15 protein-coding genes are annotated in these 18,380 nt (G+C 48.8%); 5 read left to right on the forward strand and 10 right to left on the reverse strand.

Going from position 1 to position 18,380, the window contains the following annotated elements:
* Positions 1 to 18 precede the first annotated feature (18 nt).
* The 5 genes from MRJ96_16910 to MRJ96_16930 form a co-directional block, all read right to left on the reverse strand.
* Positions 19 to 1,776, reverse strand: a complete 1,758-nt coding sequence (locus MRJ96_16910; protein ID MDR4503126.1) for an ABC transporter ATP-binding protein/permease — start codon at positions 1,774 to 1,776, stop codon at positions 19 to 21.
* Positions 1,777 to 1,898: 122 nt separating this feature from the next.
* Positions 1,899 to 3,104, reverse strand: a complete 1,206-nt coding sequence (locus tag MRJ96_16915; GenBank protein MDR4503127.1) for a hypothetical protein — start codon at positions 3,102 to 3,104, stop codon at positions 1,899 to 1,901.
* Positions 3,105 to 3,127: 23 nt separating this feature from the next.
* Positions 3,128 to 4,123, reverse strand: a complete 996-nt coding sequence (locus MRJ96_16920) for a GDSL-type esterase/lipase family protein (protein MDR4503128.1) — start codon at positions 4,121 to 4,123, stop codon at positions 3,128 to 3,130.
* 294 nt (positions 4,124 to 4,417) lie between these two features.
* Positions 4,418 to 5,485: a glycosyltransferase family 61 protein gene (locus MRJ96_16925; protein ID MDR4503129.1), complete on the reverse strand. Its 1,068-nt coding sequence runs from the start codon at positions 5,483 to 5,485 to the stop codon at positions 4,418 to 4,420.
* A gap of 510 nt (positions 5,486 to 5,995) precedes the next feature.
* A complete protein-coding gene (locus MRJ96_16930; protein MDR4503130.1) occupies positions 5,996 to 7,153 on the reverse strand; it encodes a mitochondrial fission ELM1 family protein in 1,158 nt (385 codons plus the stop codon).
* A gap of 138 nt (positions 7,154 to 7,291) precedes the next feature.
* On the opposite strand from MRJ96_16930, the gene MRJ96_16935 reads away from it, so the two are divergent.
* Positions 7,292 to 8,665: a hypothetical protein gene (locus MRJ96_16935; GenBank protein ID MDR4503131.1), complete on the forward strand. Its 1,374-nt coding sequence runs from the start codon at positions 7,292 to 7,294 to the stop codon at positions 8,663 to 8,665.
* 95 nt (positions 8,666 to 8,760) lie between these two features.
* On the opposite strand, the gene MRJ96_16940 is transcribed toward MRJ96_16935, so the two are convergent.
* The 3 genes from MRJ96_16940 to MRJ96_16950 all read right to left on the reverse strand — a co-directional run bounded on the left by MRJ96_16940 (position 8,761) and on the right by MRJ96_16950 (position 12,433).
* A complete protein-coding gene (locus MRJ96_16940; protein MDR4503132.1) occupies positions 8,761 to 9,477 on the reverse strand; it encodes a methyltransferase domain-containing protein in 717 nt (238 codons plus the stop codon).
* The gene (asnB, locus tag MRJ96_16945; GenBank protein MDR4503133.1) at positions 9,477 to 11,333 is read right to left on the reverse strand and encodes an asparagine synthase (glutamine-hydrolyzing); all 1,857 of its coding nucleotides are present in this window, start codon (positions 11,331 to 11,333) and stop codon (positions 9,477 to 9,479) included. The genes MRJ96_16940 and asnB overlap by 1 nt, the downstream gene beginning before the upstream one ends.
* Before the next feature lie 62 nt (positions 11,334 to 11,395).
* Positions 11,396 to 12,433 carry a hypothetical protein gene (locus MRJ96_16950; protein MDR4503134.1) on the reverse strand — a complete coding sequence of 346 codons (1,038 nt, stop codon included), beginning with the start codon at positions 12,431 to 12,433 and terminating at the stop codon, positions 11,396 to 11,398.
* A 1,480-nt stretch (positions 12,434 to 13,913) separates the two neighbouring features.
* Between MRJ96_16950 and MRJ96_16955 the strand changes: the two genes are divergently transcribed.
* The gene (locus MRJ96_16955) at positions 13,914 to 14,651 is read left to right on the forward strand and encodes a hypothetical protein (GenBank protein MDR4503135.1); all 738 of its coding nucleotides are present in this window, start codon (positions 13,914 to 13,916) and stop codon (positions 14,649 to 14,651) included.
* A 598-nt stretch (positions 14,652 to 15,249) separates the two neighbouring features.
* Here MRJ96_16955 and MRJ96_16960 read toward each other — a convergent pair.
* Positions 15,250 to 16,382 (reverse strand): IS3 family transposase gene (locus MRJ96_16960; protein MDR4503136.1). Its coding sequence is split into 2 segments (ribosomal slippage): positions 15,250 to 16,118 and positions 16,118 to 16,382, totalling 1,134 coding nucleotides; the frame shifts between segments, so codons are not numbered across the junction.
* Between the two features lie 143 nt (positions 16,383 to 16,525).
* Here MRJ96_16960 and MRJ96_16965 point away from each other — a divergent pair.
* The 3 genes from MRJ96_16965 to MRJ96_16975 all read left to right on the forward strand — a co-directional run bounded on the left by MRJ96_16965 (position 16,526) and on the right by MRJ96_16975 (position 17,771).
* A complete protein-coding gene (locus MRJ96_16965) occupies positions 16,526 to 16,828 on the forward strand; it encodes a hypothetical protein (protein ID MDR4503137.1) in 303 nt (100 codons plus the stop codon).
* 155 nt (positions 16,829 to 16,983) lie between these two features.
* Complete coding sequence (locus tag MRJ96_16970) at positions 16,984 to 17,481, forward strand: hypothetical protein (GenBank protein ID MDR4503138.1); 498 nt, start codon at positions 16,984 to 16,986, stop codon at positions 17,479 to 17,481.
* Positions 17,482 to 17,519: 38 nt separating this feature from the next.
* A complete protein-coding gene (locus MRJ96_16975) occupies positions 17,520 to 17,771 on the forward strand; it encodes a hypothetical protein (GenBank protein MDR4503139.1) in 252 nt (83 codons plus the stop codon).
* 300 nt (positions 17,772 to 18,071) lie between these two features.
* Here the strand turns inward: MRJ96_16975 and MRJ96_16980 are convergent, their stop codons facing one another.
* Positions 18,072 to 18,236, reverse strand: coding sequence for a hypothetical protein (locus MRJ96_16980; protein MDR4503140.1), 165 nt, complete (start codon positions 18,234 to 18,236; stop codon positions 18,072 to 18,074).
* Positions 18,237 to 18,380: the final 144 nt, after the last annotated feature.

Genomic DNA, 18,380 nt, shown 5'->3' on the forward strand with positions numbered 1-18,380 from the left:
TTGCCAGAAACAATTTCTCTACAGTGGAGACGAGCGTGGCTCCGCGGACGACCGATCCACCACGATCGCCGCTGCCCCATGCTCTAAGCGGTATACTCGATCGGCCGCTTCAATTAAGCCCGTTTGATGCGATATGGCAAGAATCGTCATCCCCCCCCGAAGATCCCGCAAGGTTTGGCAGATCGCCGCTTCGGTTTCCGAATCGAGAGCGCTCGTCGCTTCATCTAAGATCAGGAGCTTGGGTCGCTGAGCTAAAGCTCGAGCAATGGCGATTCGCTGCCTTTGCCCGCCAGAAAGACGACTGCCATGCTCCCCGACCGAACTATGGGCACCTTCCGGCAAATCTTGAACGAATGCCCAAGCCCCCGCTGCACGTAGCGCATATTCAACGTCTTGGTCTTGTAAATCTGGATCTCCTAACGTCACGTTCCGGTAGACGGAATCGTGCAGGAGTAATGTTTCTTGCGGAACATAACCGATCATCTTCCTCCATGCCCTGAGATCAATCTGGCTCAATGGCTGATCATCAAGCAGCACCTCTCCCCTCTGAGGTCGAATCAACCCGATGGCTAAATCCACGACGGTTGTTTTGCCTACTCCCGACGGGCCAACGATAGACGTGAAATACCCGGCAGGAATCGTCAGAGACAAATCCTCAAAAATCGTTCGCTTGTCATAGGCAAACGTCACGTGCTCAACCCGGAGGCAATCGTCAAGCGTCGGCGTCTGGATTCCAGACGTATTTTCACGCGCGCGCTCTGCCTGTTCGATCGTGTCGCGCAAGGACCAATAAGCGCTTTCAAACACCACCATCTCCTGGTACTGGCGTTGCACTTTTCCGAGTCGGCTGAGCATTTGCGCTAACAACAAAACCAGAACCATGACCGTGGCAAACGGCATTTCCCATTTGACCAATGCGACATACAACCCAATCGCGACGAGAATCGTCAGCATCGGTTCTTGAGAAGCTCGTAGGGCTTCTCGACTCATGACTTGCCGTCGAATGGCTTTGTTTAATTTTTTCGTCTCTGATTCTAAGAGAGAACTGAAAAGCGCCTCCCGCGCCATGGCTTTCAAAGGCTTCACTGAACGAAGACTATCAGTCATCACGGAAAGCAAAGACTTCAACAGTTTGGTTTGTCTTCGGCCAGCCCGCTTGGCTATCCTGATTAACTTATTGAGGACGAATAGGAGGCACAGACTCGCGCTGATCGCGGTTAAGGTGACTTTCCACGAGACTAAAAACGCCACACAAGTATACACAAACACCTGGATTGACACCGCGGTAACATTGGCCGCGAAATGATAGGCACTGGCGGATCGTTGGGCTTCAGTCGCGACGGCATTGACCAGCGTTCCAGCGGGCTGCCGCACGTAGTATTCCCATTTCGTATTCAAGAGCGCCCGGAGAAGCGCCAACCGTTGATCCGTGGCAACATGCGCCATCGTATAGCCGACTTGCCGGTTGGCTAACAAGAGAAACACATTCTTGAGCAAAATGCCGAATACAATGACCACGAGAAGGGCACCCAGGGAAGGGGAGAATCCCATTCGAGTCAAGCCATCCAGGATTAACTGCCCTGGCCCAGCTTCGGTTGCCACTTGTCCCTGGCCCCCACCACTTGACTGAGAAGACTGACTGTTAATCGCGGTACTCAAGAGTGGAAGAAGGGTGGATAAACTTAACCCTTCCATGATTCCGGCAATCAACAACGAAAGGAGAGTGAGGAAGCTCGCCCAGGGATAGGCTCGACCAAACGCAAGCAGTAAGCTCATACGTGGGAGGATTTGGACTTGTCGACGACCCGTGGAATTGATCTAAGCAGGCTTTCGGGCACCATCCAGCCATGGCCAAAGAACAAAAAACATGATATCGAATGCCCTATGTTATCTTTCATTTATTGCGCGCTGACCAGTCCTTGTTCCCGTAGCTGTTGGGCGAGCGATTCAGCGACGATCTTGTGAGCTTTGGCCGTCATATGCTCATCTTCTATATGAAAATACAGATCAGTTTCTCCCGCCTGTTCAGCTTGAACGAGTGGAGTCAACGCATCAAGGACCGGAATATGGGCTTCATGTCCAAATTGCTCAATTATCCGGTTAATACGAGTCAGGTCGAGCTTCAAACCCGGATAGACTTCACGGACCTTTTGCTGATACTCCTCTTCAACTTGTAATTTTGGCGCCATCACCATCATAGCAAACTTCGCTCCTTGCGCCACCGATTCATCTCGCATCCGCAGTATCAACGCTTGCGTCACCGCCCAACCATCGTCCCAAAGTTGGCGATAGTCTTCTTTTGTCATCCCGCGAGTTGAATACTCAGGAGCGAACTCGGCCAGAAACGGCCATCCAATAAAAATGTTCGGGTCGTGAAACGCTGAAGTTTGAAAGCTCTTCACCAACAATTTTCCCAACCGATACAGGACATGACGCTTAAAATAGGGTTTGAGGTGATCTTCCGACGAACGATCTTTCTGCTTTTCGTAAAACGCCTTTACATACCGAAGATCGAGTTGTAACTGCCCTGCGTCATCCAGGTACGCATATGCCCGGACCTTCTTCTTCTGATGAAGCTGCTGGAGGGCCAACGTATTCGTTTGAATATCGGTATTCGGACTGAAAGCCAGCACGACCAGGTCAGGCTGATAGGATAAGCCTTCTTCTTCCAAGAACAAGAGTTCCTGAACTGTATTGTATGTCGCAAATCCGCCATTGATAATATCGACCTGATCTTCCCCGAGTTCTTTCGCCAAGAGTGTGGGCAGGATCTGTTCAACAGGAACCCCACTGCCAAACGTCGTGGAATCGGCCACGAAAAGAATACGTTGGCGGTGATCTTTGGGGCCAATGTCTGTACCTCTCAGTCCCTGCGCGTTGATCTCAATCGGAACATTAAAGTCCAATTCTTGATGTCGTCCGACAGCATGAGGAGCATAGGCGATGGTTCTGGTCGGATGAGGCACCGTGACCGGAAGTGTGGAAAAGGGCTGAGCCAGCGTTCTAAAGAAGTACACGCGGAGAAAGGCCTCCCCCACAACAACCATGAAAAGGACCGTGAAGATGACCAACGCGGCATTCAGTATCGTAGTCTTGTTTTTCATGAACACGACAGATCGTGGGACAGTCAACGGCTAAAATACTCGGGAAAATGCTCGGCCAATGCCCGTTGAAGGCCTTGAGCGAACAATGTTCCCGCTTTGCTATTGGGATGTGCGTCAGTCGGCGTCACCCATAATGTCCGAGGGTTTTCCTGCTGGACGGTTGATAAGAGATCGATAAATGGCGTGTCGTAACGACTGGCTTCGGAGGCAAGCAGATCCGTCACGTGTTGAAACGGATAGGGTGAGACTTGATGCAGTTCAGGGTAATTCACGATCAAAAACTTCATATCATGTTGTTCACAAAATTTCACCAGTTGACGAATCGCCTCCCGGGCAGCCAACCACCCAGGCTGATCCTCATCGTAAAGACCCCGGTAATAGCTGAGCCAATCCCCCCTGCCAAAATAGCTGCGCATCAAGACATCGAAACGACCCGCTAAAAACACCATGGCATAGGAATGTTCGACCAAAAAGCTCTGAGAACGGGACGGCGTGGGTTCGGCATCATTGATAAAGTAATTGAGCACGACAATGTCGGGTTGAAACCGGAATCCCTCATTGAGAAAATAGGCCGTTTGCATCGCCGTGTTGGAATTCCCGATCCCGGTGTTCAGCACTTCATAGCGACGAGATGTTCCGTCCTGATTCAACAGCGACTCCAGCACCATGGATGTCACGCCCTCTGGCGGCGCGCCCCAGCCAAACGTGACTGAGTCGCCAAGCATCATGATTCGAACCGTATCCTTGGGTTTTTCAAGACTGTAGTCCTGGTCTCGCCATCCAACGGAATTGATCGTGACCGGCACACTCATATAGGTCCCTGACACGTTCGGAACATGTTCATGTCCCATACCCGGTATTGAACTCACACGCTTCATGTCTTGAGCGTACCGCCACATTTCAATATCAAAATTATCGACATGAGTCTGAGTGCCTCGTACGTAGACTTCTGCCAAACCCCAAACAACCACGAGGCTCATCGCCACCAATACCAACCCGAACACCAAGTTTTTCATCATCTGGTCACTATGATCGTGACAACCGACCCTGTCCTGTTTGATTCGATCAGGTCGACACTCGTTTAAGAGGGTGGAGGACATGGAACCCAATGAGATGGATTGCGACAGGACGGTCGACAAGAAAGGCAAGCGCGTACCTTCTTTACGCGGCGATGTGAGCTCTCTTTATTAGACCTCGGAATACTTCAGAAGCAAAACACCCGTCAGGAATCATTTGTCCATGGACGACACTAGCAATCGGAAGCTATTGTAATCGAACGGAGCCGATTAGATAAATAGGGGACAGGGATTTGATCAATCTTTCTTGAGTGCTCTACGAAGATCCTCAACATGAATCGAAAAGTCGTCGCTGACGCGGGAACGTTGAATCACATCACGCGTTTTCACGCATGTGTAGTTGAGCCCCATATCCACGCACAAGCGGAAATAGGCATCAGTCGCACGAGAGGGGAAAAGCTCAATGACTCGAGTGCCAGGGTCGCAGAACACGAGATTCGCGAAGCCAGACCCATGTGGCCCCACGACGATCTCTGCCTCATGAAATAAGGTAATTTGCTCGGCCAAGGACAGCTGCTCAAGATGACAGAACCTAAACCCTTGAGGCGCTAGAAACGAAAAAATCTCTTCTTCATTCACCACCTTCCGTCTCCCGGCCAAAGAACGGGATACGTAGATTTTCCGTCTTGGCTTCGAACGCGTCCCTCCCGTGGGCAAAAACGTACGGCGCAGCCAATCGCACACCCATCGCGGATAATGATAACCAAACAAGACCTGATGACAGGGGATGACCATCTGATCACTACTTGCCCAAGGAATGTGGTCGCAGTTAACGAGACACTGCGTATCGATAAACCCCAATGCCTCAATGGACTCGATTTGAAACGATCGAGAATATTGCAAAAAATAATGCTCGACACGCTCTTCACACTCTCGCAACTTGGCAAGCCTGGGCAGTACATCAAATAACCAATGCGAATACATGTGCTGTTGTTCCGACGTCAAAACGGCCATCCGTCCCTGGTAATGTCGAGGCTGCGCCTGCCGTTTTCTATAGTCGACAGCAATACAGTCCCGCCACTTCCGTCTTTGATACTTCGTTCTCTGCCTCAGAGGATGACAGGCATCGAAGACAGGCAGGCCAGAGACGTCATACACGAACCCATCACGGTCGGCAGATCCATCTGCGATCGAAAGAACATGATGAAAGGTCACAGGAGAAGGCGTGGGACGATCCCAAAACCCCTCTTTGTCACCTTCGTTGAATTTGGTGTAGTCAAACATGGTGGGGGGATTAAACATCTTTCGCGGAAATTGCGTGGAGGAAATCGGAATATACGGGATAGAGCCTAACCAGTGGCCCACCCTCTTGATACCGAAGAAGGCCGATATACCGTAGACCACGATTGACCATAAGGCGGAAAGAAGCTTTTTATGGTTTCGTGAGTATGCCGGTTGACATGACCCACACGCGGTAGAAGGGAAAGAATCTCTCCCGTCTACTGGCTTACGAACTGATCGACGAACGAGATTGTCTTTTAACAAGCCTACCAACACATCAAACCTCTAGGGAGATACAGAGCGAGAAACAGAAAACATTCGAGCCGAGAGACGTATCTGCCTCATCGCCTTTTTTGGCTAAGAACCGACCAAAAGTGCTATCAAAAGCTTATCACTTCTTATTATTTCAACCAACGATCGGGTGGCGAGATACACAATCCATGCGGACGCATAAAAGGTAGAAAATGTAGGGGCTTGAACGGAAGGATGCGGGTATAAAAGTCGTTAACAAGAATCAAGTGACGACGATGTTTTGAAGATAATTGGGACGTGAGTCAATAGAGAGAATGAATGTCCTCACTATAGCAAAGTCCATCACTCTTGAAAACCAAGAATCTCCTTGATCTTGCGACCGACCTGATCGGTTTCTCGGAGAGGAATTCCCTTGTGGGCCTCGAGATCCCGCCCAAACATTTGTGCATATCCCCGCTCGACCAATACCCGATGAAATGCCTGCAAGTCACGAAGCGGTCGAACGAACCCTTTTCGCAAGAGCAACCCGCACAACCGCTTCACGCTCTTGGTCCAGACGGGCTCCTGAACCATGGCTTGAGATCTCCACCCCGCGACGACAATCGCCTCGCGAACACGCGCGAAACCACGTAACGGTCGTTCAGGCAACGGATAAATATAGACGGGTTTTCCGACCGAGACGCTTTCTCCCACCATAGACTCACTATCGCCAGTCACGATGATGAGATCGGCAACCGATAAATATCCCCAATAGGGATTGGGGGAATGACCAGGCTCCCACCTTCGAACCAACACATGAGGACCGAGACCTTCACACAGCGCATCCGTGGCCTTCTGTCCGGTTCGCCTACTGGTGACGGCATGGACCGTTCCCCCAATTTTCTCGGAAAACGCCCTCACGTCTTTCCCCAACTGTCTCGCGACACCTTCATCAAAAACAGACCGAACGGTACTTCCCCCGACCAATAGCACAACGTAAGGACGAGCAGCCTCATGATATAATTCCGACCATTCCCTCGCCGCAGATTCAAGCTGTTGATCGGATACGCGATTGAGCGGCGCGAGCGTTTCAATGTGGTGGTCATGTGGCCACATTCGACAATAGGCCGGCGCAATCGTGATGTCGCCTTGAGCCACCGCTTGACTGCCTTTTCGGCCCAACTGAATGAGCTTCGTTCGTCCGCGACTCTGGCTACGAATCCATCTGGCGATTGGAGCCGGACGACGCCCGGCGCATATCACGACATCGGGCCATGGCGAAACCAAAGGACTTGAGGTCTTGAGGTTCAGACAGAGAGTTGTCGAACCTATCAGACCCTCATGAATCTTATGCAGACGCGCGAGCGGCGTGAAGTCCAGGCGCTTGACCTCGTATGGCCAGCCGAGGGAATCCGCCAATCCCAAAGATTGCGTCGTATTGCCAGGCCGATCATCGGTCAATACCCAGACATTTGGAGAGTTCCTACCGGAAATATTGCTCACCTCCTCTGTCAATTCCATGGCAAGGGGAAACCTACTTCGATAAAACCGATATGAAGATTGCCATGGATTCGTCAAAGATTCTCGTATGAATGATGAAGCTTTTGACTTTCATGACGTTATAGTATTATCAATAAAAAAGAACAACAGACGATCAAGATGATGACTTCAAAGCCCACACTCATTATTCCCTCAGAAACACAGCTCCGTGAATTTGATGCCAAGCTACTTCTTGGGTGCGTTGCCGCCGAACGAGAGTATCCTGTTATTATTGGCTCACAGACGCATATTCATCTGAATATTAGTGCGTTGCCAAAGGGAATTTACTTTGCCAAAGACCTCCAAGCGAGTAAGGTGCGTATTCTCGATATACTCGAGAAACTCGGCTCATGCATCGTTGCTTGGGATGAAGAAGGGTTAATCACTTACAGTCCAGAAGTCTATTATCAAAGACGAATTTCTCCCAAAGCTCTTTCTCATACTACGCTGTTGTTCGCCTGGGGCAAAGAATACGAATCACTCGTCAAGGGATTCCCTGGATATAAGGACACGCCAGTTTATGTGACAGGGAATCCGCGTTTAGATTTACTTCGACCTGAATTGCGATTGTACTTTGAGGAAGAAACCAATCGGATTCGTGAACGTTTTGGAAAATTCATATTAGTCAATACAAACTTTGGCACCTTAAATCATTTCGTCGAAAATTTAACATCTCAAAAACCAGCAGAAATTACTCGCGCTTCATCCGAGATTAACAAATATTGGTCTGAGCGGAACGTCTATCGTACGGCCCTTTTTGATCACTTCCGACATTTACTTCCCCAACTCAGTAAAGTACTGCCTGAATATACGATCATTCTTCGCCCCCATCCTGCTGAAAATCATGAGCCTTGGCGAATGGCTGCCTCCGATTATCATAATATCCAGGTGATACATGAAGGAAACGTGATACCATGGATTATGGCAGCCCAAGTGTTAATTCATAATAGCTGTACGACTGGAATTGAGGCTTACTTGGTAGGAACTCCCGCAATCGCCTATCAGCCAATCGTCTCGGATCGGTTCGACCATCAATTGCCGAATGCGTTAGGGCATCAAGCCTTTTCGTTTAGTGAGCTAGAAAACGCGCTTCGGGACATACTTAATAAAAAAACTAACAGCCGGGATGACTCTCAGCAAGAGACCGTCGCTCATAATCATATGGCGGCACTGGACGGGTCACTTGCCTCGGACAGGATTATGGATGTGATCGAAGAAAATGAGCGCCTCTTAACCCTTGCCAGGCCAGGAAGCCTCAAAAAATACCTCTCGGGATGGTTTCAGAGCCAATACCGCGCCTCGAAGAAACGATGGAAGTCGCAGTTTTCAGGCAATAAAAACAGTGCCGATTACCAACAACACCGCTTCCCCGGCATCTCACTGGAGGAAGTTCAAGTCCGTCTCTCTAGATTTCAACAGCTCTTAGATAGATTTCATGGTTTGACAGTCAAAGAAGTCTCTCAATATATTTTTTCTTTACATAGGCAGGGATAGAATCGGCATACGATTCTTCATTATCATTGGCCCAAGGCTTGGACAAGGGCTCCTTACTGAAGAGAGGGGTCAAACGGTTGGGCAACGGCTTGTTCCTATTTTATCGCCAAGAATCCTTCAAAACAGATAAATTTCATGACAGTCAGAATATCGACGAATCCTGCGCGTTTCAGCATATCAACATTAGCCTGCGTTGAAAACGGTTCGAGCACCCCTTTCAAACTTTTACTTTTCCCAATTATTTCCTCCGCAGAATAACCTTGCTCCAGCTTGAAGTCAGTATATAGGCCTGTCGTAATGTCCTGAAACCTCGCATCGTTCGCACGAACTTTCTCGAAGAGTAATAATGCCCCTCCCCAATTGAGACTCTTGAAGATCTTGTTAAAAAGTTCTTGCCGAATACTCGGACGGACAAATTGGATTGTATAGTACGCTGTGATGAAATCTGCTGAAGAGAACTTCGTTAAGCAAATATTATCGTTAAGAAATTTAGCATTCTTCACTCCCGCAGCTTTCTGCTTTTTTCGTGCCAATGCAAGCATTTCTTTTTCGGCATCAATACCGACAAACATGGCTCCTTCTTTATGCAAATTATGTTTCGCGAGTTTCAGCGTTAACTCTCCGGTCGAACATCCCAGGTCATAGCACGTTGAGCCATCTTTGACAAAATAATCACTCACCTTACAGACTAAATCGTGACCAGCTTGATACCACGGCACGGACTTTGACACATGCTGATCAAATTGCTGAACGATCTCTCCCCGGAAACGCCAATTCGCGTTCCCGGCTTTCAATTTGTCTCCCACCTTCATCAGGAGATTCCTTTCGACGATTGCAGACTAAAATCGCTTACGCCACAAGATGCCATGGACAAGCCATTTGGGGTCATAATTTTGGGGAAAAAATTATCTTCATGCAGGAAGAATAAGCGATGGAAAATTTCCAAGTTCATCAGTCTGATCACATCTCTCTTTGATAACTCATCTGGAATGTGCACAACATCTTGAATCGCAAAGTGGTCAAAATTCCAAAACGAAGGATGCGCCCACGCCATAGAGTAATTTCTTGTCCCTTCCTTTCCACGATTGACAAACTCCCCGATTTCCCTTGCAGCCAATTCACGCAAGAGTAATTTCCCAAAATGACCTGAAGAATGTCGAGCACTTTTAAAGCGTGGTGGAAGATGACACACAAAACGCACCAAGTCCATATCCAGCAAAGGATTCCTCAGCTCAACAGATTCCATCATCGAATAGGCATCGCTGTGCGGAAGGTTGCAGGTTTGCAGAAAGGTTGATGTATCATGAAACATGGTCGCAAGGATATATCGCTCACACGGGTCAACAATATTCTGCAGATGAGAGAGAATACGTCGGCGTATATCACATTGAACGGATTGATGATCCTCGGCATGCTCCTTCTTATAGAAGGGACTCTGGCTATCCAGACTGACAAGATCGCCAAGGTCAAACATATCCGGCTGTGGATGGGCGAACATGTTCTCATAATGAGTATAGCCTGAAAAATACTCATCGGCACAATCTCCCCCAAGAAGAACATACACATCATTTCGCCGTGCGTCTCGACAAAGCTTTGACATGGGAGGGCCTCCGCCCCAACGTGACGGAGCTCCGGAGGCGGCGATAAAATTGTTCAATCCGATCAGATACTCTTCAGGTTTTTGGAGAGAAAAATAGACGTTGGCTGGGCGTTGCTTCAATACGTTTGGTATCACGTCAAGTGGAATTTCCTCGATGCCTGGAGAAATTTTCGTAAACCCAGTAATCTCAGGATTTTGCTGTTGGGCAAACCAATACACCAAGGTTGAATCTATCCCCCCACTGGTCAACACTCCCACCTTGACATCACTCGTTAAATGACGAACGACCGCTTGTCTTAACAAAGACTTCAATTCATCTAGGCATGAAGCCATCGACATGTCGGCATAGTCATCAGCGTCCTCACGATTGTAGAGGCTCCATACGGTAAAATACTCTTCTATCGAAATATGCCCCTGTTCGAGCGTCAAACTATGTCCAGCCGGAAGAATATTGATTCCATCGAAGAATGTGCGGTCAGTATGAAACGTCCCTCGAGTACCCTGAGAGCCCGCTGTGGAGAGATACACCGTGTAGGCGGCGAGATTAGGGGTGGTAGAGCTTTGTAGTTCAGTGAGGCTACGAATGTCAGATGCAACAGCGAAACACCCGCTCTTGAAAAAATAGTAAAGAGGTTTTTGGCCAAAATGATCACGAACAATCGTGGCCTTTTGCACGATATTATCGTACAGCACAAACGCAAACATTCCTCTCACGCAATCCAGTGTTTTTTCTAATCCAAAGGAAATAATGAATGCCAATAAGACTTCTGTATCCGATTCCGTTCGGAACCGATGCCCACAAGCTGAGAGCTGCTGACGAAGTTCCCGGTAGTTGTATATTTCTCCATTTAGGACAATGACGTATCGCCCAGTACTGTCCCAGAATGGCTGATTGGCACTTGATGTCAGATCGATAATCGAAAGCCTCGTATGGCCAATAACATAATCTTTTCCGTAATATAAATCGCAGAAATCTGGCCCACGATTGGCCATATGGCCTAAGGACTTTTCATAAAGGATATTGGGCGAGACGCCAGCTTGATTCCAATAAAATAATATTCCACACATACGACTTCGACCCATTTCATGTGAGGCCGTGAACGAATCAGGTCCTGAATATGGCAGGGATCTTACAGATAACGAAGCAAAATATGGTAACGTCCCGACATCATTTCCTCTGCACTGAGATCTGGCCAATTCTCTTCAACGATTTGCCAAAATCCGTCGACTTCGTCAGCAAGATTCTGAAATTCATTAATATTCCGTAGTGGTTCATTGATGACGGCCTGCATAATAAAACCGTGACGTCGAGCGATCTTAATAAGATTGGACATGGTATGACGGGGATAGGCCAATCCAGTGAAAAAGAAGTCGGTCATCTGCTTGGCCCGTTGCGGATGAAACTCACTCGCAAACCGTCGGTATTCTTGATTCGTGAGTAAAAGATGCCCCCAGGGAATATTTGTCGTGGCATACCGATGCGGACCCAGGTACGAAAAAAAAGAAAAGTGTTTAATACAGAAGACCGCCCCTTTATTCGCGACCATCGCTACAGCCTTAAAGATACCGTCCCAGTTGGGAATATGATCAATCGCCTTGACATAAAACAGATCAAACTTCTCATCGAGTTGAGCCAAATCATGAGCGCCAATTTGAGCAAAACGATAGGTTTTGGTTGGTTGGGGGGTATAAGGCACGCGATCTGGCTTCAATGAAAAGTGCTCATACCCGAGAAAGGACCGATACTGTTCATACTCAAACGCATCTGGACAATGTACCCGAATAAACTCCCGGATACTTTGAAACTCTGCGTCTTGATCATGTCCCTGCCAACTCGTCTTGTGTTCTTCATTTAAAAACGGGTCAGCACCCACGGCTGAGTCCAGATCTGAAAACTCTAATAATAACCGGGGAATCATCCCATTTCCCGTGCCAATATCCAACAGCTTCTTACCCTTCAAATTAATATTGGCCTTCTGAAAAAGCTGGAGAGCCTGGTGCACTTGCAAAAAAATTCGCCCTCGTTGCCTGTCCGTGAGAGGGCCAGGAGGGGGAGAATCCCAATAGTTCGTCCCTGGGCTTGTTGGGGATAAAAACGGTAAAAGATATTCATCACTCACTGGTAATTTTTTGCCATTATCCTTCGTGAAAAAGCTAACATCTCTCATTTTCTTCCTCCCTCTATCTTGCCAGTATGAACGAGTCAAATAGAAACTTGAGTATGAGTACAGATCAAAGCCACTCACCCGTCACCAATCTTTATCGTGTATCTCGTGAAATCTACCACGTTGCCCCAATGATTTATAGCCGAAATAATTCTTTTACGATGAAAGACAACAGCTATAACATTGAATCCCCTATTACGTCCACGTTGTCCACTTGCGACAGTATGGAGGGAGTCAAATGGTGCACCAGTGAAGCGGGCCGAAGTCTGGCTGGAATACGAACATGGGGAAAATCCTTTGTTAATATTTTCCTTCTGGGCCTGTTGAAAAAAGCCGTCAGCGGCATTCTCGGCCTTGCTGCTTGGCTCGCATTGCTCATGATTTTCGCCAATGGCCCCTTCCCTCACATGATGAAGTGTTCAACAGGACTGAAACACGGAAGATGAGCCAAGACTTTTTTGAACCGCCCCGACGCTACTGAGGCATAACGTCGTTCCAACGAAATATGGCCCTTGATAACCTCATTATTCAACACTCCCCTTCTCAACCAATCCAATAGGCATTGCGAGCTGGTTTTTCATTGTAAAAGTGGAAAAATGCTTCGATTGAGGGTGAGCAAAGATTTGGAGAAGCTCACAAGCAAGCACGCGACTTGCCCCTTTACCTAAGCTGTCACACAGGATGCGGATCGGTTGCGTCAGACTCCAGCAACCATGCGACTAAGAGGAGGGCCCTTTAGTCTGCACTTTGGACTCCCACAACTGGAACCTCACCCAGCGAATCCACTGGTGCATTTGGTTTCCCATGGTGGAACGCCTTCTACCAGCATCACTCCCGCTGCCAATACTGTCCTACCGGGAGCCACTGTAACATTTTCCTGGAGCTACACCGCTGGAGGTACGAGCGGAACAGATGTCGCCTACAAGTACACGAGTAAAGAATTGGATGGGTCAACGGGGCTCTTTGGCCACGATCACTGCATGGGCGAACCCCACATGGTGCCCCATCCTTGGTTGTTGATGCTTTCTACCGTTTACGCAATCGATTACAGGTGGCCAAATCTATGAAGCCCGGTACTACGACGCGGCTCTCAGCCCTTGGCCACGGTCATTGACAAGGCGCCACGCTTCTGATGATCCCCTTTGAAATGGCCACCATTTCGCCGCTCCAAAAATGCGATTAGAAGTGGCCAAGTATTTCCGCCGATACGATAGTCCCTAGTGTCACTGATCCACAGGCACTCAATCGCTACAGCTATGCCAGAAATAATCCGATTCTCTTCATCGATCCATCAGGGCACTTCTTTAAGAAACAGTTTAAAAGTATTAAGAAGGCCTTCAAAAAATTTGAAAAGGCAGGATGGAAATATCGACATTATTGGAATCCTAGTACGATTGCGATTGACTACGCCTTAACGAACCGTACGATCGGACCTTATGCCCGTGCTGTTGGATTTGCAGCGGCCTCTTATTATGGGGGTGCTTTGGGAGCTGCTGGGTTTCAGGCTTATTTATCAAGACTAGACGGTGGGTCAATAGGAGATGCAGCCAAGGCTGGAGGCATTACACTTGCCGTTGGTCGAATAGGGTATGGTGCTTATACGACCAAGGCCAATGGAGGATCATATGGCGATGCATTCAAAACTGCGGGCATTGCCTTAGCATCTTCAGCAGCCGGACAGACCTTCACGGACTTAGGCGGGAATTATATTTTAGGTGGAGCTGGGGCTGGAGCGTTAGGTGGATATCTTAGTGGAGGCGATCCGGGACAAGAGGCTGCCTTAGGTGCCACTGGTGCAGTAGCTAGCGGTGCCTTCGCAGGAAGGAATGTAGGCGCAGATTTATTAGATGCAGCTGGAAAGGTATGGAACCTGCCGAATACCGCCGTGGGCTTAGTTTGGGGTGGGATCGGTGTCCTCGGAGGCGCAGGAGTCTCCATTGGCAATAATGCCATTCAGTTTACTAACCACCCATTGGGAGTAAATGCCGTAACGTTAGGAAACACAATCAGCTATACTCAAGGTAGTGGTCCAGGAGATTATGACTTCCTATATGATTCCAAAGTACGTCTTAACATCGGTCTACATGAACAGGCTCACACCTATCAATCTCAGGTCTACGGACCATTATTTCTTCCACTCTGGCTCCTGGGAGGCGGCCCTAGCGCATCAAACCCCTTTGAGCAAAGCGCCAATAATTTCGCCCTGGGAGGGTCCTGGTGATTAGACGAATCCAGGCAATACCCGTGAACAAACCTGCATATACAGTACTATTGTTGTTTATGTTATTTAGCCTTTCTGGATGTGAAGATTTTGGTTTTGAAGGCCCCCGAATCAGAAACGGGTTCTCTACACCAATAAAGATACATATTCTGTTTAAGAACGGAGAAACCCGAACTGGGGTTTTGCCAGCAGGAGCACGAACTCATCTTGGAATACAGGGTATGAGTATTAAGCAGGTCCAGATCTACCAGAATGAGGTGTTAAAAATTGAAATCCCCAATTCTGAATTTCCTACGTATGAGCAGTTCATGAAGTTCAAAAATAACCCAACAGAAATTTGGACTATAGACGAAAAGGGGATTTACCATCTGTCTGTTCCTAATTAGCGTACCTGAAAAAACTGAGGTCACATGATAAGGAAAGAGGGACACTGATAATTTAATAAGTTAACAGACACCTCAACCGTCGTTAAGGTAAAGTCGAATACGGGTCAAATCTTTTGTTAGATTTTTCTACTCAGACAGATGGTCCAATGATGTGATTCGAGAAGTGGTCCCCGTTTTTTGGACAGCTCGATAAGTGAAATTTCTGCCTTTCCTTACGCTACCTGCTGTGTTTTGAGATCAGCAAAATATACGGTATCAGGTGTTTGTCGATTCAAGGTCTGATGACGGCGTACGTTGTTATAGAATTGAAAATAGCTTGTCAGGCCAGCGCACAGCGTGGCTGGCGTGTTATAAGCTCGTAGATACACATCCTCGTACTTTACGCTCCGCCAGAGCCGTTCCACAAAGACATTGTCGACCCACCGCCCTTTCCCATCCATGCTAATCCGTACTCCATGAGCTTTGAGCACCCCCGTGAAAGCCTCACTGGTGTATTGCGCCCCCTGGTCAGTATTGAAAATTTCGGGCGCGCCATAATGGCGGAGTGCTTCTTCTAACGCTTCCACACAGGCCTCAGTCTCCAGAGTATTCGAAACCCGCCAGGCCAGCACTCGCCGTGAGTGCCAGTCCATAATGACCGTGAGATACATAAATCCCTTGGCCATGGGAATGTAACAGATATCACTCGCCCAGACCTGATTCGAGCGGTCAATATTCAGGCCTCTCAGCAAGTAAGGATACACCTTATGCTCCTTGCCCGGCTGACTGGTGCGGGGCTTGGGATAGAGAGCCCGGAGCCCCATGTTCCGCATCAGGCGCTGGACCCGCTTCCGGTTCACGCCGTACCCTCGATGCCGAAGTTCAACGCACAGGCGTCGACTTCCGTAGAACGGCCATTGCAGATAGAGCGCGTCGAGCTGTCTCATCAATGCGAGATCAGCCTCCGAGACAGCCTGTGAGCGAGCATACACACTGGAGCGAGGGACGGCCAACAGCCCACACTGACGAACCACAGAGAGTTTTTGCTTGCCCTTGATCATCGCTTTGCGCTCGCTCATCGGCCGTGCCCGAGCGCGTTGGCTAAAAAATCCTTCTCCATGGTGAGCTGTCCAATCTTGGCATGGAGTTTCTGCTGCACCTGCTCGTGAGTCGCGGCATCGGCGGGGCTTGCTCCAAATACGTGTTCGGCTTTGGCAAGCAGCTGTTTCCTCCAATCCTGGATTTGATTGGGATGCACATCAAACTGTTTCACCAACTCTGCCAGTGTGCGATCTCCTCGAACCGCCGCGAGGGCAACTTTGGCCTTAAAAGCGGGAGAGTGATTCCTTCGTGATCGTCGTGCCATCTTCTGCTCCTTTCGTTGAACAAAAATATACCGCAGAAGATTTCACTTAGCATCCAGAAATTCCTGTCTCAGAAGTGGGGTCCACTTCTCCACCGTTCCCAAAATGCGATTAGAAGTGACCAAGTATCTCCGCGGATACGATTGTGCCGAGCACCACCGATCCGCAAGCATTCAATCGGTATAGCTATGCCAATAACAATCCGATTCTCTACACCGATCCATCTGGGCACTTTTTCAAGAAGGCGTTACGTAAAATTGGAAAGGCGTTTAACTCTCCGATTTTTAGAGGCATTGCTTGGGCTCTCGCTCCTGGTGCTGCGGCATATTTTGATCCCTACACCAGTAACACAGCTTTTTCTCTGAGTGCGGGAGCCATTGCCACCTATCTGTGTGGGGGCAGTCCGATCTGCGGCGGCGCGGCATCGGGAGCCGTCGGGCCTATTTGAGCGGAGGGAACATTGGGCGAGGAGCTGGAGTCGGCGCGGCTGTCGGGGCCGTCTCATTTGGAACAGACTATTGGGCCAACCAGGCGACGCAGGGGGAATACCTTGTCGCCTCGGCATTCGTCGGCGGAGCTGCCGGAGCGGCCACGGGAGCCGCATTGAATGGTGGCAACGCGAGACAAATTATCCAAGCATCTCTGATTCAAGGATCAGTTGCAGCCATCTCGACGTACATTAGCTTACATTCACAAGTATCTGCGGGAGAAGGGCAACAAATTGCCCTTGAGCAGAAGAACTTCGATGCAATGAACGTTGCTAAAGGAGGGAATTTTTCGCCGGAGGATGAAGAGACTTTGGTTGCAGCTGTAGTGGTAGGATTTGGTACTGAAGAAGCTGCTGCAAACGCAGCGGAAGCTGCACAATTGTATACACCTGGAGGTAGTGTTGTAGGGTCTACAATCAAAGGCTATACTAAACATGGTATCAATCAGGCTCTTGGTCGAGATGGTGTAGGAGTTAGTCCAAAAGCTATTTTAGATACAGTTCGAAGCCCTAACAAAATTAAAGTGATGCCAGATGGTGTCAGAAGAATTTATGGTTCTCAAGCTGGAAGTAAGGATTCGCCCAGATGGGAATGTCATTACAGTAATACCTAAAGGTACAGAAGCACATAGGTTGAAGTGAGGGCTAAACTATGAGCATTGCAAAAAGTAAGAAGAATACTCTACGTATTACAGAAATTCTCCATGAAAGAGGTTCGTCCATGGTAGAGGAGATTTCAAAGGTTCCAGATGTTCAGTTACTGTCTCGTGCTTTAAGAGAAATAATCGTCGATGAGCTGGGCGATGAATTTTTTCAGAGAGGACTACGAGAAGATGGAGAACCAAATGAGTACGGGCTGGAATTAGAGAACCTTACTGATGCCTGTGGTTTAGCATGGGATTAACCCAGCCACATTCAACCTTGAAGTGCACTACTGGCTTCGCGAAAATATAGGGGAAATTTGTAAATGGGGTCATTGCTTGACTTTATATTATCCCCTTATTCGTCCTGAGGCTATGGCCCGTCCATGACGACTCGAATATGCCGGGGCCCTGTATCATCTCACGCTCGGGACACTGGGTGGCAGGCTATCTCTCTGGATGACACCGACCGCGCACGCTTCCTGGATCTTCTCGGTGAGGAGGTCGAACAACAGCACTGACGGTGCTTGGCCTAGTGCTTGATAGACAACCATGACCATCTTTTACTTGAAACGCAGGAAGCGAACCTGAGTCGGGGCATGCGCCGGCTCAATGGGCAATATACCCAAGGCTTTATCGGCGTGTCCCTCGGGCGCAGACGCTCCCCACTCGAGTAACGGGACCGGAAGTTTTGGCGCAGGTTGGCCAGGTGTATGGACTGATGACACCGCCCTCCTGACCCGCTCCCATTCGGGAGCCTATCAGTGTGCGGCCTGGCTGCGGCGACTGGCAGCCAACGAACCCGTAGCGGTGGTCGCCCAAATACGGGAAATACGGGTCAAATCTTTTGTTGTTGTTTTCTTCTTCGACAG

This window comes from Nitrospirales bacterium (assembly GCA_031315865.1).
GTDB lineage: Bacteria > Nitrospirota > Nitrospiria > Nitrospirales > UBA8639 > JAGQKC01.

What these genes read in the sequence shown, in the direction of transcription:
- MRJ96_16910 (MDR4503126.1), bottom strand. Translation starts at nt 1,776, where the DNA reads ATGAGCTTACTGCTTGCGTTTGGTCGAGCCTATCCCTGGGCGAGCTTC.
- MRJ96_16915 (MDR4503127.1), bottom strand. Translation starts at nt 3,104, where the DNA reads ATGAAAAACAAGACTACGATACTGAATGCCGCGTTGGTCATCTTCACG.
- MRJ96_16920 (MDR4503128.1), bottom strand. Translation starts at nt 4,123, where the DNA reads ATGATGAAAAACTTGGTGTTCGGGTTGGTATTGGTGGCGATGAGCCTC.
- MRJ96_16930 (MDR4503130.1), bottom strand. Translation starts at nt 7,153, where the DNA reads ATGGAATTGACAGAGGAGGTGAGCAATATTTCCGGTAGGAACTCTCCA.
- MRJ96_16935 (MDR4503131.1), top strand. Translation starts at nt 7,292, where the DNA reads ATGATGACTTCAAAGCCCACACTCATTATTCCCTCAGAAACACAGCTC.
- MRJ96_16940 (MDR4503132.1), bottom strand. Translation starts at nt 9,477, where the DNA reads ATGAAGGTGGGAGACAAATTGAAAGCCGGGAACGCGAATTGGCGTTTC.
- asnB (MDR4503133.1), bottom strand. Translation starts at nt 11,333, where the DNA reads ATGTGTGGAATATTATTTTATTGGAATCAAGCTGGCGTCTCGCCCAAT.
- MRJ96_16950 (MDR4503134.1), bottom strand. Translation starts at nt 12,433, where the DNA reads ATGAGAGATGTTAGCTTTTTCACGAAGGATAATGGCAAAAAATTACCA.
- MRJ96_16975 (MDR4503139.1), top strand. Translation starts at nt 17,520, where the DNA reads ATGAGCATTGCAAAAAGTAAGAAGAATACTCTACGTATTACAGAAATT.